This is a genomic window from Mixta mediterraneensis, from assembly GCF_014946725.1.
GTDB classification, from domain to species: domain Bacteria; phylum Pseudomonadota; class Gammaproteobacteria; order Enterobacterales; family Enterobacteriaceae; genus Pantoea; species Pantoea mediterraneensis.
In genome coordinates this window covers 146,363-160,329 of sequence record NZ_JACFXY010000001.1, presented here as the reverse complement: position 1 = coordinate 160,329, position 13,967 = coordinate 146,363, and the positions used below count along the sequence as shown (strand labels likewise).

Sequence of the window (13,967 nt, the reverse complement as noted above, 5' to 3'; positions counted from 1 at the left end):
AATTGAAGCAAATGAAATTACGTGTAATGGCTTTTGGCCTGTTGGCCACTTTCGCTTCTGCCAGCGTGTTGGCTGATGCTTCAAGTGATTTGCAGCAACGTCTTAATAAAGTCAGCAGCTTTCACGCCAGCTTCACCCAGGAAGTAACAGACGGCACTGGCGCAAACGTACAGGATGGTGAAGGTGAATTGTGGGTGAAGCGCCCCAGTCTGTTTAACTGGCACATGACGGCACCGGATGAAAGCGTCATCATTTCTGATGGTAAGTCGCTGTGGTTTTACAATCCTTTTGTCGAGCAAGCGACAGTGAGTTTACTGAAGAATGCGACCAGCAATACGCCGTTTATGCTTATTGCGCGTAATCAGTCCAGCGACTGGCTGCAATATAATATTAAACAGAAGGGCGATAACTTCGAGCTGTCACCGAAAAACAGTGACGGCAATCTGAAGCAATTCACCATTTCGGTGACGCCGGACGGGACTATCAACCAGTTCAGCGCGATTGAGCAAGATGGCCAGCGCAGCAGCTATCAGCTGAAAAGCCAGAAAAATGGCGCAATCAGTCCAGATAAATTTACGTTCACACCGCCTAAAGGCGTAACGGTGGACGATCAACGTTGATGAGGTTGTAGTGAGTAATAACCTGTCTCTGGATTTTTCCACCGAAGATTTCAAACCCCTGGCCGCGCGTATGCGGCCAGAAACGTTGAAACAGTATATCGGTCAGCAACATCTGTTGGCACCGGGCAAGCCCTTGCCGCGCGCTATCGAAGCCGGGCATCTGCATTCAATGATTCTTTGGGGGCCGCCGGGAACAGGTAAAACTACGCTGGCAGAAATTATCGCCCATTACGGTAAGGCTGATGTTGAGCGTATCTCTGCTGTGACGTCTGGCGTTAAAGAGATCCGTGAAGCGATTGAACGCGCCCGCCAAAGTAAACAGGTGGGTCGTCGTACCATTCTGTTTGTGGATGAGGTGCATCGATTCAACAAAAGTCAGCAGGACGCCTTCTTACCGCACATTGAAGATGGAACCATCACTTTTATCGGTGCCACTACCGAGAATCCCTCTTTTGAGCTGAACTCCGCGCTGTTATCACGCGCCCGCGTTTACCTGCTTAAATCATTATCCAGCCAGGATATTGAGCAGGTCCTGCTGCAGGCTATGCAGGATAAAGATCACGGTTATGGTAACAGCGACATTGTATTACCCGATAACACTCGGCGGATGATTGCTGAGCTGGTAAACGGTGATGCGCGTCGCGCCTTAAATACGCTGGAAATGATGGCGGACATGGCAGAAGCTAATAGCGCCGGTCAGCGGGAATTAACGCCACAGTTACTCAATGAAGTGTCAGGTGAACGTTCGGCTCGTTTCGATAATAAAGGCGATCGCTTTTACGATTTGATTTCAGCGTTGCATAAGTCGGTTCGGGGTTCGGCACCGGATGCGGCTCTTTACTGGTATGCGCGCATTATTACTGCAGGTGGAGATCCACTTTATGTCGCACGGCGACTGCTGGCCATTGCCTCTGAAGATGTGGGAAATGCCGATCCACGCGCTATGCAGGTTGCTATTGCCGCCTGGGATTGCTTTACGCGAGTCGGTCCAGCGGAGGGGGAACGCGCCATTGCACAGGCGATTGTTTATCTGGCATGCGCACCCAAAAGCAATGCGGTTTACACTGCATTTAAAGCCGCGATGCAAGATGCACGTGATAATCCTGATTACGATGTTCCTGAACATTTACGTAATGCGCCGACAAAATTGATGAAAGAGATGGGCCTCGGCAGGGAATACCGTTATGCGCATGACGAGGTGCATGCTTACGCCGCGGGTGAGAGCTATTTCCCCCCTGAAATGGCACAAACGCGCTATTACCATCCCACTCAGCGCGGGCTTGAAGGCAAAATTGGCGAAAAGCTAGCCTGGCTTGCTGAGCAGGATCAAAATAGCCCGACAAAACGCTACCGCTAAAACAGGCGTTGCGGTAATGTGGTCAAGGTTTTCAACGCGTTCCAGCGGGAACGCGTCCTTTCTTTTAAACAACTTTCAAATACACAGGATAAGCATGCTCGATCCCAATCTGCTGCGTAATGAGCCAGACGCAGTCGCAGAAAAACTGGCACGCCGAGGATTCAAACTGGATGTAGAAACGCTGCGCTCCTGTGAAGAGCGTCGTAAAGTGTTGCAGGTTGAAACGGAAAATCTGCAGGCTGAGCGTAATTCACGATCCAAATCCATCGGTCAGGCCAAATCCCGTGGGGAAGACATCGAGCCGCTGCGTCAGGAAGTGAATGCGCTGGGCGAACGCCTGAACGCTGCTAAAGCAGAACTGGACGAGCTGCAAAATAAAATTCGTGACTTTGCTTTAGCATTGCCTAACGTGCCAGCAGATGAAGTGCCGTTGGGCAAAGATGAAAACGATAATCAGGAAGTCAGCCGCTGGGGTGAGCCACGCCAGTTTGATTTCCAGGTAAAAGATCATGTAGAGCTGGGAGAAGCCGCCAAAGAGCTGGATTTTGCTGCGGCGGTAAAACTGACCGGTTCACGTTTTGTCGTGATGCAGGGTCAGATTGCCCGTCTGCACCGCGCGCTTAGTCAGTTTATGATTGACCTGCACAGTGAGCAGCACGGTTACCTTGAAACTTATGTTCCGTATCTGGTCAATCATGCGACGTTATACGGTACAGGGCAGCTACCAAAATTTGGTGAGGATCTTTTCCACACTAAACCGCTGGCAGAAGAGTCAGACAGCAGTAACTACGCCTTGATCCCAACAGCCGAAGTGCCGCTGACCAACCTCGCTCGCGACGAAATTCTTGAAGAAGAAAGCCTGCCGATAAAGCTGGCCGCACATACACCATGTTTCCGTTCTGAAGCCGGTTCGTATGGACGTGACACCCGAGGTTTGATCCGTATGCATCAGTTCGACAAAGTTGAAATGGTGCAAATCGTGACGCCCGAAACCTCAATGGATGCGCTGGAGGAGCTGGTTGGTCACGCTGAAAAAGTCTTACAGCTATTGGATCTGCCGTATCGTAAGGTGCTGCTATGCACTGGCGATATGGGCTTTGGCTCAACCAAAACTTACGATTTGGAGGTTTGGTTGCCTGCACAGAATACTTATCGCGAGATTTCATCCTGCTCCAATATGGGCGACTTTCAGGCGCGTCGTATGCAGGCGCGTTGTCGTAGTAAACAAGACAAAAAGCCACGTCTGGTCCATACACTGAATGGTTCAGGGCTGGCAGTAGGCCGTACCTTAGTTGCGGTGCTGGAAAACTATCAGCAAGCTGATGGCCGCATTAGAGTGCCGGAAGTGTTACGTCCTTATATGAAGGGCATTGAGTTTATTGGTTAACAGACGTTTTAATTAAGCCTGACTCAGGTCGGGTTTTTTTATGGCTGAATGAAATTATTCAGGCAGTTAGAAGCACAAACCTATCACAAATAAACGTTATCGATATTTTGATGGGCTTATGGCTTAAAAATCTCTCTATTCATAGAGATAGGAAAAACGGATGCAGTGATCAGCTGCAGCCTAACTTACTGAAGATTAGTAAATTAAATTGTCGTGCAGCAAAAAATGCTGTGTTGATTTTTAGCCCGTTGACTTTAAAAAAAGCAGTGGCAAACTGCGCGCAATTTCCTTTCTTCCTTTCGGTTTTATCCACTATGTCTACCTGGTCACGCCCTGTGATGTTGCTGCTTTGCGGCTTGCTGTTAATGACGGTTTCAATTGCAGTACTTAACACGCTTGTCCCGCTGTGGTTAACGCATGATTTACTGGCGACCTGGCAAATAGGCATGGTCAGCTCCTCTTATTACACCGGCAATCTGATCGGCACTTTTTTGGCTGGCTGGCTGATAAAAAAACAGGGTTTTAATCGTAGCTATTATCTTGCGTCGCTGTTATTTGCGGCGGCAACGGTTTGCCTGGCGTTATGTAATGGTTTTTGGGGCTGGACAGCGTTGCGTTTTATCGCTGGCGTGGGTTGTGCGTTGATATGGGTGGTTGTAGAAAGCGCTTTGCTGTGTAGCGGCACCGTTCGTAATCGCGGTCAGCTGCTGGCAGCGTATATGATTGTTTATTATCTCGGTACGGTTGCTGGCCAGCTGTTGGTAAGCAAGGTTACTACTGAAGTCGTAAGCGTTATTCCCTGGGTGACAACGCTGGTGATATGCGCTGTCTTACCACTGATTTATATGCGTGTGGCTTCTGAAAGTGAATCGACTGAAGCAGCACCGGGACGAATCTGGCCCATGCTGCGTCATCGCAGTTCACGTCTTGGTATTAATGGCTGCATCATTTCTGGCATTGTTTTAGGTTCGCTATATGGCCTGATGCCGCTTTATCTGTCACATCAGGGTATGAGCGACGCCAATGTAGGCTACTGGATGGCTTTGCTGGTCAGTGCGGGGATTGTAGGGCAATGGCCGGTTGGGCGTCTTGCCGATCGCTTTGGGCGTATGCTGGTCCTGCGTGTGCAGGTATTTGTGGTGATTCTTGGCGCGTTAGCGATGCTATCCGGCGCTGCGATGGCACCCGCGCTTTTCATATTAGGACTGGCAGGCTTTACGCTGTATCCGGTAGCCATGTCCTGGGCATGCGAAACCGTTGCACATCATGAACTGGTGGGAATGAATCAGGCATTACTGATGAGCTATACGGTTGGCAGTCTTGTGGGCCCGAGTATGACTTCGATGCTGATGCAAAATTATTCTGACCGCTTATTATTTGTGATGATCGCAGTAGTCTCGCTGGTCTATTTAGTGATGCTGTTGCGCAAAGCCGATCAGCAGGCCACACCTGTGGCGCATGCCTGAAGTTAAATAGCCAGACATGTAAAGGAGAGCAAATGCTCTCCTTTTAAGACATACAGTTAATTAAGACATAACGCTAATTAGTACATAACGTTGTGACCGTAGCTGACCAGAACACTCTTTACCCGCTCCATGGTTTCTTTAGATGGCGGTTTCACGCCATCAAGCTTGTACTCCTCACCCATCGCAATCCATTTATGCTTACCCAGTTCGTGGTAGGGCAGCAGCTCGATTTTCTCAACATTATCCATGTCCCTGGTAAACTCGCCTAGGCGATGCGCTGATTCATCGTCATCAGAATAACCCGGAACAACGACAAAGCGTATCCATGTCCGCTTGCCTTTCTTCTGCAGATAGCGTGCAAAGTCCAGGGTACGGTGGTTTGAAACACCAACCAAAATCTGGTGAATATCATCATTCATCTGCTTGAGGTCGAGCATGACCAGATCGGTTACGTCGAGTAGCTCATCAACTACGGGATCATAACGACGGACAAAACCATTGGTGTCCAGGCAAGTATGAATACCCTCGGCCTGACAGGCACGAAACCAGTCGCGAACAAATTCTGCCTGTAAAATCGCTTCGCCACCTGATGCGGTTACGCCGCCGCCGGAAGCATTCATAAAGTGGCGATACGACAGAACGTCCGCCATCAAGGCTTCTACCGTAATTTCTTTGCCGCCATGCGTGTCCCAGGTATCGCGATTATGGCAATAAAGGCAGCGCATCAGGCAGCCCTGGAAAAAAGTGATGAAACGGATGCCGGGACCATCAACAGTACCGCAGGATTCAAATGAGTGGATGCGACCGATGACTGACATTGCGATGTATTCTCCAGATAAGCCTGTCGTAGCAGGCTGCACAATCTGTGTTGTGCTCAGAATATAAAAATCAATTTTGGTTGGTGCCTGCCACAGAAAACAACCAAAGCCGATTTTTAGATAAAAGGCTCCTTTAAGGAGCCTTTTTATTATCGTAACGCCTGGCCTTTAAAGCGATTGTGTGAAAGTCCGTGTAATTACATCCTGCTGCTGTTCTTTTGTCAGTGAGTTAAAACGAACGGCATAACCTGAAACCCGGATGGTCAACTGTGGGTATTTTTCCGGATGTTCCATGGCATCTAACAGCATTTCACGGTTCATGACATTCACATTCAGATGCTGACCGCCTTCACTATTCGCTTCGTGGTGGAAATAACCATCCATCAAGCCTGCCAGGTTAGCCTTACGTACATTATCGTCTTTACCTAACGCATTCGGCACAATTGAGAAAGTATAAGAAATACCGTCTTTCGCGTAAGCAAACGGCAGTTTTGCAACTGAAGTCAGGGAAGCAACAGCACCTTTCTGGTCGCGACCATGCATCGGGTTAGCACCCGGTCCAAAAGGAGCGCCTGTACGACGACCATCTGGGGTGTTACCAGTTTTTTTGCCGTAAACCACGTTTGAAGTGATGGTCAGCACTGACTGGGTTGGTACAGCATCACGATAAGTCGCTAATTTCTGAATTTTCTTCATGAAGCGCTCGACTAAATCGCAGGCCAAATCATCAACGCGCGAGTCATTATTACCAAACTGCGGATATTCACCCTCGATATCAAAGTCAACCGCCAGGCCATCTTCATCGCGAATCGGTTTTACCCTGGCATATTTAATTGCAGATAATGAATCTGCTGCTACTGACAAACCAGCGATGCCGCAAGCCATGGTGCGATAAACGTCGCGGTCATGAAGCGCCATTAAGGAGGCTTCATAGCTGTATTTGTCATGCATGTAGTGGATAATATTTAGCGCCGTCACATATTGTTTCGCTAACCAATCCATAAACTGGTCGAGGCGTTCCATTACGGTATCGAACTTCAACACATCATCGGTAATTTTATCGCCTTGCGGGCCAACCTGCATTTTCAGCTTTTCGTCGACACCGCCATTGATGGCGTACAGCAGCGTTTTTGCCAGATTGGCGCGTGCGCCAAAGAACTGCATTTGCTTGCCGACAATCATTGGGCTTACGCAGCATGCTATTGCATAGTCATCATTGTCGAAATCAGGTCGCATCAAATCATCATTTTCGTACTGCAGAGATGACGTATCGATGGAGACTTTCGCCGCGTATTTTTTGAAGTTGACCGGAAGTTTCTCCGACCACAAAATAGTCATGTTCGGTTCTGGCGAAGGACCCATGGTGTAAAGCGTGTTCAGGAAACGGAAGGTACTTTTACTTACCAGCGTACGTCCATCCATACCCATGCCAGCCAGAGATTCAGTTGCCCAGATTGGGTCGCCTGAGAAAAGCTCATCATATTCCGGCGTACGCAAGAAGCGCACCATACGTAGCTTCATGACTAAATGGTCGATTAGCTCCTGCGCTTGTTCTTCATTTAGTTTGCCTGCTTTTAGGTCGCGTTCGATATAGACGTCAAGGAAGGTGGACACGCGTCCAAATGACATCGCTGCGCCGTTTTGCGATTTTACAGCAGCCAGATAACCGTAATAAGTCCATTGAACGGCTTCGATTGCATTGGTCGCCGGGCCAGAAATGTCGTGCCCATATTTAGCCGCCATCTCTTTAATTTGGCCTAAAGCACGATGCTGATCTGCAATTTCTTCACGTAAACGGATGGTCGCTTCCAGGTTAACGCCGTTCTCAAGGTCACTTTGTAGAGAAGCAAACTGCGAGAATTTATCTGCCATCAGAAAATCAATGCCATATAGCGCTACGCGGCGGTAATCACCAATAATACGCCCGCGACCATATGCGTCGGGCAAACCGGTCAGGACGCCTGATTTGCGGCAACGCATAATATCTGGCGTATACACGTCAAACACGCCCTGGTTGTGGGTCTTACGGTATTCAGTGAAGACTTTTTTTAGCGTGGGATCGAGTTCGCGACCATAAACTTTACACGAACCTTCGACCATTTTGATGCCGCCAAAGGGAATAATGGCGCGTTTTAATGGAGCTTCGGTCTGCAGACCCACTATTTTTTCCAGCGACTTATTAATATAGCCAGCTTCATGTGAAGTAATGGTCGAGGCAAGATCAGTGTCGAAATCTACCGGCGCATGGGTGCGATTTTCAATTTTGATACCTTCCAGCACGCTTTCCCATAATTTTGTGGTCGCGTCTGTTGCGCCAGCCAGGAAAGATTCGTCACCTTCATAAGGCGTATAGTTTTTTTGAATAAAATCGCGCACATTGACGCTGTGTTGCCATTCGCCAGTAGCGAACCCTTCCCAGGCCGAAGCCAGTTTTGCATTAAGTTCGGTCATCATATACCTGCCTTATCGAAGAAGACTTTTACATTCAAGCGCAAAGAAGCGTCTGCGCTGTCCGGATACGTTTAATGCGCTGCGTCATCGCTACGTAAGTAGATAACCCAGTAAGTCAACCCAACCAGCAGACCACCACCGATAATGTTGCCAAGGGTGACCGGAATCAGGTTGTCGAAAATAAAGTTATTGACGGAAAGTGCCTGAAATTCTGATGCGCTTGCACCGGCTGCCTGCCAAAAGGCTGGGCTGGCAAAATCGCGGATAACAATAGCGAAAGGAATCAGGAACATATTGGCAATGCTGTGTTCGAAGCCGCTGGCAACAAACATTGCAACTGGCAGAATCATTACCACTAATTTATCGGTGAGTGTTCGGCCAGAGTAACTCATCCAGACTGCCAGGCAGACCATCAAATTAGCAAGCGTGCCGAGGCAAACAGCTTCAATAAAGGTGTGGTGCATTTTATGGTCGGCTGTTTGCAGAACATTTAAACCCCATGCGCTATTTGCGGTCATGTGTTCGCCAGAAAACCACATCAATGCAACGAAAAACAGGGCACCAGCCAGGTTACCGAAATAAACGTTGGCCCAGTTACGCGCCAGTTGCCCCCAGCTTATGCGTCCACTCGCTTTGGCGACGACAATTAATACCGTTGAGGTAAACAGGTCCGCGCCGCAAACGACAACAAGCATTAAACCGAGTGAAAAGCAGATACCGCCTGTTAATTTTGCTATTCCAGCAGGCATAGCAGCACTGCCTGTGGTTGCAGTGATATAAAAAACAAAAGCAATTGAAATAAAAACGCCAGCAGTGATGGCCAAAAAGAATGTAGTAAAGGGATGTTTAGTCGCTTTATAAACGCCGGCATCTTCAGCCACTTTCGCCATCGCAGCTGGTAATAACAGATTGAAAGGATTATCAGCTTTCACGCTAATCATCTCCGAAATTTGTCTGTAAAAATACTAACAAAGGTACAGGGAAGGGGATTTGATATGGATCATGTTTGCCGGATTGGTGATAAAAACTAGCTTAAAAAATAAGCTTGTTTGTTTTTAACTTGTTGAATTTCATTGTTTAAATTTATTTTAAAAAATAAAATATTTTTTATCGTGGCTGACTGGATTTTCCCAGCCTGAAGTCGGGTTTTAAAGAAAAATAATATGTTAAACGTATTAGAGCATTTGCCGGTGCGTTTTTAATGGTTCAATTTCTTAGCGTTATTAAAAAATGGCACTAAATAATTTTAGTGCCATTGATGCTTGTTCTGTTTTGATTTTCACCCATTTAAAATGGTGGGTTTTATTTATTATTCCAGTAGATGCGCTTGGCATTTTGCAGCTTTTCATAGGCTGCAAGTAATGACTGATGCGCAGCGAAAGTTTTCAAATCGCTATCAACAGGTTGCAGTCCGTTAAATGGCGCTTCACCGCAGATCGCTGCGGAGGCTGCTTCAACTGTTTTAGCGCCATACATACGGACAAAAGCGTGATGATATTGAAGCGGATCGCGTTCATCTTCCATTGCCAGCAGCAAAAGAGTTTGTAGGCAACGATAGTAGTTAGCGCGTTCTGGGGTGAAAATTGAGCTGTTAAACTCCATTGTCCACTCAGTCCAAATCAGCGCCTGATCTAAATCACCACCCGCTAACGCTAGCATCGCTTTCAGTTCTCCGATACGCAGCGTATACCAACCGTTGTCTTTCCCGGTTGCCAGGCCTAATAACTCACGTACGCGAGTGAAATCATCAAAGCCTTCCTCATCCAGCTGGGCGATCAAATCCAGATACTCTTCTGGATTCCAGTTGCTTTCGGGTAATGCCAGTAACGTTTCACGAATACCGGCTCCCATACTGTTGTTTGCCAGTAACAAATCGTCTGCCGGATAAATATCAGACATGCCGGGTACAATAATACGGCAAGCGTAAACGCCCAGATGTTCATAATCCGCGATATAAACTTCTTGATCTTCAGCGCGGAAAATAGCCATTAATGTATTGAATTCTTGTTCCGTGGAGCCGCTAAACGTCCAGTCAACGAAAGGATAATCGGCCGTTTCTTTAAACAGATCCCATGAGATTAAGCCACTGGAATCAATAAAGTGTGTTTCCAGATTGGCATGTTCAGCGACTTCTTCATCATCAAATGTCGGCGGCGTAAAGACATCCAAATCTTTCAGGCTGCGGCCCTGAAGTAATTCTGTGACTGTACGCTCCAGCGCAACACCAAAATCTGGATGAGCGCCGAAAGAGGCGAAACAAGTGCCATTTTCGCGATTGAACAGTACGACACAGATAACCGGATATTTGCCGCCCAGCGATGCATCGTAGGCGAAAATAGGGAAACCTTCGTCTTCGAGACGAGCAATAGCCTCAATGACGTCCGGATAACGCTGCATAACATTTTTCGGGATTTCAGGCAGGCTGATTGCTTCGGCAATAATACGGTTTTTGATATAGCGCTCAAACACTTCCGATAAACCCTGGACTCGTGCTTCATTCGCGGTATTACCTGCAGACATGCCATTAGAAACATAAAGGTTGCCGATAATGTTCATCGGAATATAAACCGTTTCCAGGTCTGACTGGCGGGTAAAAGGTAAGGCACAGATGCCGCGGTCGCTGTTACCTGACTGCAAATCAACCAGTTCCGCTGCTGTTAACGCATTCTCTGGATCGTAAAAAGCGTGAAGGCGACTATCAAGAATGCCTTCAGGAAGCGCATTATTGGCAGGCAAGGGGAACCATTTTTCATTGGGATAATGAACAAAGTCGCCATTAGCAATGGAATTTCCTAGCCAGAAATCAGCGAAAAAATAGTTGGTGGAGAGGCGTTCAAAGTATTCACCTAAAGCAGAGGCCAAAGCCGCCTTCTTGCTGGCGCCTTTGCCGTTGGTAAAACAAAGTGGGCAATCACGGTCACGAATATGCACAGACCAGACATGTGGAACGGGATTCAGCCAGGAGGCTTCTTCAATATTAAAGCCAAGGTCCTGCAGTTTAAGCTGGAAGCGTGTGATTGAATCTTCCAGTGCGGCGTCTTTGCCTGGGATAAAAGTTTGCGTCATAGTGCCGCTCTCTCTGTTATAGGTGTGCGTAAAGCGCGCAATGATACGGACTTTACTGCTTGTTCGCTATTAAGGCGTCACAAATTTCTGCTGGCTATTTTTCGCACTTTTAGTTGTTAACCCAGCCCATAAAATCATTTCACACGAGCAGCCTCACAATATTTCGCTGCATTGTGCATACGCAACATAACCTTCCACGAGGCAAATTCAGAAAATGTGACCGCTCTCCGATTTATGATTGCAGCAGCCAGTAGGCAGTGATAAAACCGATAGATTATTCATAACCGTTCGATATGACAGTGGTGAGGGGAAATGACACAAGTTTATAATTTTAGCTCCGGCCCAGCGATGCTGCCGGTAGAAGTGCTCCGTCGTGCAGAACAAGAACTGACAAACTGGCACGGCCTGGGTACCTCTGTAATGGAGATCAGCCACCGTAGTAAAGAGTTCATACAGGTAGCAGAAGAGGCCGGGCAGGACTTGCGTGATCTGCTGAAAATACCGCCCAACTACAAAGTTTTATTCTGCCATGGCGGCGCGCGCGCTCAGTTCGCTGCAGTTCCTGGTAATCTGTTAGGCAACGCATCAGGCGCTGATTATATTGATGGCGGCTATTGGGCTCATAGTGCAATTAAAGAAGCAGAAAAGTACTGTTCCCCACGTACGCTGGATGTAAAAACCACGCTTGATGGTAAGCGCGCCATTCTGCCAATGAGCGAATGGGATCTCAGTGACGATGCTGCTTATGTGCATTTTTGCCCAAATGAAACGATTGATGGAATCGCCATTGATGAGCAACCCGACTTTGGGAATAAAGTCGTAGTCGCAGATCTTTCTTCTACTATTCTTTCAGGTCCCATTGATGTTAATCGTTATGGTGTGATTTATGCCGGTGCGCAAAAGAATGTCGGACCTGCAGGCTTAACCCTGGTGATTGTGCGTGAGGATTTATTAGGCAAGGCGCATCCCTACGTGCCGTCAGTCCTTGATTACAAAGTCCTGGCAGAAAACGATTCGATGTTTAACACGCCGCCAAACTTTGCCTGGTATCTCTCTGGATTGGTATTTAAATGGTTAAAAGAGAAGGGCGGCGTAAGCGAGATGGATAAAATCAATCAAGCTAAGGCTGACTTACTTTATGGTGTAATTGATAAAAGTGGCTTTTACCGTAATGACGTTGCGGTCAATAACCGCTCACGCATGAATGTTCCATTCCAGTTGGCGGATGCTTCTCTGGACAAACTCTTCCTGGAAGAATCATTTAAGGCTGGCTTACATGCGCTGAAGGGGCATCGGGTGGTAGGCGGTATGCGTGCTTCTATCTACAATGCAATGCCGTTAGAGGGCGTAAAAGCGCTAACAGATTTCATGTCTGATTTCGAGCGTCGCCACGGTTAATTAATAATGACCTGCCAATTTTCGTATTGGCATCGACCCCGTCGGCAGGCGGGGTTTTTCGTCTTTTTTGAGGATTTAGTTTCACATGCAGGACTCCCTGACTCTACAACCGATTGCTCGTGTTAATGGCACCGTTAACTTACCCGGTTCTAAAAGCGTGTCAAACCGAGCTTTGCTACTGGCCGCACTGGCGAAAGGTACTACCCGGCTGACTAATTTGCTCGACAGTGACGATGTGAAGCATATGCTCAATGCGCTAAAAGCGCTGGGTGTGAATTATACGCTTTCCGACGATCGTACCGTGTGCGAGGTAACGGGAAATGCAGGACCACTGCTGTCATCTGCGCCGTTAGAATTATTTTTGGGTAACGCGGGTACAGCGATGCGTCCGCTGGCAGCTGCGCTGTGTTTAGGTCAGCAAAACGTTGTGTTGACTGGTGAGCCTCGCATGAAAGAGCGTCCAATTGGTCATCTGGTGGATGCCTTACGCCAGGGCGGAGCAAAGATCGATTACCTTGAGAACGCTGATTATCCGCCGCTTCATCTGCATGGCGGTTTCGTGGGGGGCGAGGTCAGTGTTGATGGCAGTGTATCCAGCCAGTTTTTAACCGCCTTGCTCATGACGGCACCTTTAGCTGAGCAAGATACACACATTACGATTAAATGCGACCTGGTTTCAAAACCCTACATTGATATTACTTTGCATTTGATGCGCTGCTTTGGGGTAGAAGTTAACAACCAACGTTATCAGCGCTTCATTATTAAAGGGCAACAGCAGTATCAGTCACCGGGCGACTATTTGGTTGAAGGTGATGCTTCTTCTGCCTCTTATTTCCTGGCCGCTGCAGCGATTAAAGGCGGCACGGTTCGCGTTACTGGTATTGGTCGAAACAGCGTGCAAGGCGATATTCGTTTTGCAGATGTGCTAGAAAAAATGGGCGCGACCGTTGAATGGGGCGATGATTATATAGCCTGTACCGCTGGCAAACTGCAGGCCATTGATATGGATATGAACCATATTCCTGATGCAGCTATGACCATTGCAACGACAGCGTTGTTTGCAGAAGGCACAACGCAATTAAATAATATTTACAACTGGCGTGTAAAAGAAACTGATCGTCTGGCCGCGATGGCAATCGAATTACGTAAAGTTGGCGCTGAAGTTGAAGAAGGCCATGACTACATTCGTATTACGCCACCCGCTTCTTTAATTCACGCTGAGATTGGCACCTATAACGATCACCGCATGGCAATGTGTTTTTCATTGGTAGCGCTATCTGACACGCCAGTAACTATCCTGGATCCGGGCTGTACGGCTAAAACATTCCCTGACTATTTCGAGCAGTTGGCTAAAATTAGCCAGAAAGCGTAAGGCTATCTATCCGGCGCTTCAGGCGTCGGATT

Annotated in this window: 10 protein-coding genes; 6 read left to right on the top strand and 4 right to left on the bottom strand. The window is 47.8% G+C overall.

From position 1 onward, the window contains the following. Window positions 1-11: 11 nt before the first annotated feature. From lolA to H2P46_RS00800, 4 genes are all read left to right on the top strand, one after another. Window positions 12-620 (top strand): outer membrane lipoprotein periplasmic chaperone LolA, encoded by a 609-nt coding sequence (gene lolA, locus H2P46_RS00815; protein ID WP_193403316.1) that lies wholly within the window; start codon window positions 12-14, stop codon window positions 618-620. Window positions 621-690: 70 nt separating this feature from the next. Further along, window positions 691-1,977: a replication-associated recombination protein A gene (locus tag H2P46_RS00810; RefSeq protein ID WP_193403921.1), complete on the top strand. Its 1,287-nt coding sequence runs from the start codon at window positions 691-693 to the stop codon at window positions 1,975-1,977. Between the two features lie 94 nt (window positions 1,978-2,071). Then, complete coding sequence (gene serS, locus H2P46_RS00805; protein WP_193403315.1) at window positions 2,072-3,364, top strand: serine--tRNA ligase; 1,293 nt, start codon at window positions 2,072-2,074, stop codon at window positions 3,362-3,364. A 314-nt stretch (window positions 3,365-3,678) separates the two neighbouring features. After that, on the top strand, window positions 3,679-4,830 hold the full coding sequence (locus tag H2P46_RS00800; protein WP_193403314.1) for an MFS transporter: 1,152 nt from the start codon (window positions 3,679-3,681) through the stop codon (window positions 4,828-4,830). A gap of 77 nt (window positions 4,831-4,907) precedes the next feature. Here the strand turns inward: H2P46_RS00800 and pflA are convergent, their stop codons facing one another. From pflA to ycaO, 4 genes are all read right to left on the bottom strand, one after another. Continuing rightward, window positions 4,908-5,648 carry a pyruvate formate lyase 1-activating protein gene (gene pflA, locus H2P46_RS00795; RefSeq protein ID WP_193403313.1) on the bottom strand — a complete coding sequence of 247 codons (741 nt, stop codon included), beginning with the start codon at window positions 5,646-5,648 and terminating at the stop codon, window positions 4,908-4,910. Window positions 5,649-5,816: 168 nt separating this feature from the next. Continuing rightward, window positions 5,817-8,099 carry a formate C-acetyltransferase gene (pflB, locus tag H2P46_RS00790; RefSeq protein ID WP_193403920.1) on the bottom strand — a complete coding sequence of 761 codons (2,283 nt, stop codon included), beginning with the start codon at window positions 8,097-8,099 and terminating at the stop codon, window positions 5,817-5,819. Window positions 8,100-8,170: 71 nt separating this feature from the next. Next, window positions 8,171-9,031, bottom strand: coding sequence for a formate transporter FocA (focA, locus tag H2P46_RS00785; RefSeq protein WP_193403919.1), 861 nt, complete (start codon window positions 9,029-9,031; stop codon window positions 8,171-8,173). A gap of 370 nt (window positions 9,032-9,401) precedes the next feature. After that, on the bottom strand, window positions 9,402-11,165 hold the full coding sequence (gene ycaO / locus H2P46_RS00780; RefSeq protein ID WP_193403312.1) for a 30S ribosomal protein S12 methylthiotransferase accessory factor YcaO: 1,764 nt from the start codon (window positions 11,163-11,165) through the stop codon (window positions 9,402-9,404). A 312-nt stretch (window positions 11,166-11,477) separates the two neighbouring features. On the opposite strand from ycaO, the gene serC reads away from it, so the two are divergent. Together serC and aroA are read left to right on the top strand one after the other, a co-directional pair. Continuing rightward, complete coding sequence (gene serC, locus H2P46_RS00775; RefSeq protein WP_193403311.1) at window positions 11,478-12,563, top strand: 3-phosphoserine/phosphohydroxythreonine transaminase; 1,086 nt, start codon at window positions 11,478-11,480, stop codon at window positions 12,561-12,563. 85 nt (window positions 12,564-12,648) lie between these two features. After that, window positions 12,649-13,935, top strand: a complete 1,287-nt coding sequence (aroA, locus tag H2P46_RS00770; protein ID WP_193403310.1) for a 3-phosphoshikimate 1-carboxyvinyltransferase — start codon at window positions 12,649-12,651, stop codon at window positions 13,933-13,935. Window positions 13,936-13,967: the final 32 nt, after the last annotated feature.

What these genes read in the sequence shown, in the direction of transcription:
- lolA (WP_193403316.1), top strand. Translation starts at nt 12, where the DNA reads ATGAAATTACGTGTAATGGCTTTTGGCCTGTTGGCCACTTTCGCTTCT.
- H2P46_RS00810 (WP_193403921.1), top strand. Translation starts at nt 691, where the DNA reads ATGCGGCCAGAAACGTTGAAACAGTATATCGGTCAGCAACATCTGTTG.
- serS (WP_193403315.1), top strand. Translation starts at nt 2,072, where the DNA reads ATGCTCGATCCCAATCTGCTGCGTAATGAGCCAGACGCAGTCGCAGAA.
- H2P46_RS00800 (WP_193403314.1), top strand. Translation starts at nt 3,679, where the DNA reads ATGTCTACCTGGTCACGCCCTGTGATGTTGCTGCTTTGCGGCTTGCTG.
- pflA (WP_193403313.1), bottom strand. Translation starts at nt 5,648, where the DNA reads ATGTCAGTCATCGGTCGCATCCACTCATTTGAATCCTGCGGTACTGTT.
- pflB (WP_193403920.1), bottom strand. Translation starts at nt 8,099, where the DNA reads ATGACCGAACTTAATGCAAAACTGGCTTCGGCCTGGGAAGGGTTCGCT.
- ycaO (WP_193403312.1), bottom strand. Translation starts at nt 11,165, where the DNA reads ATGACGCAAACTTTTATCCCAGGCAAAGACGCCGCACTGGAAGATTCA.
- serC (WP_193403311.1), top strand. Translation starts at nt 11,478, where the DNA reads ATGACACAAGTTTATAATTTTAGCTCCGGCCCAGCGATGCTGCCGGTA.
- aroA (WP_193403310.1), top strand. Translation starts at nt 12,649, where the DNA reads ATGCAGGACTCCCTGACTCTACAACCGATTGCTCGTGTTAATGGCACC.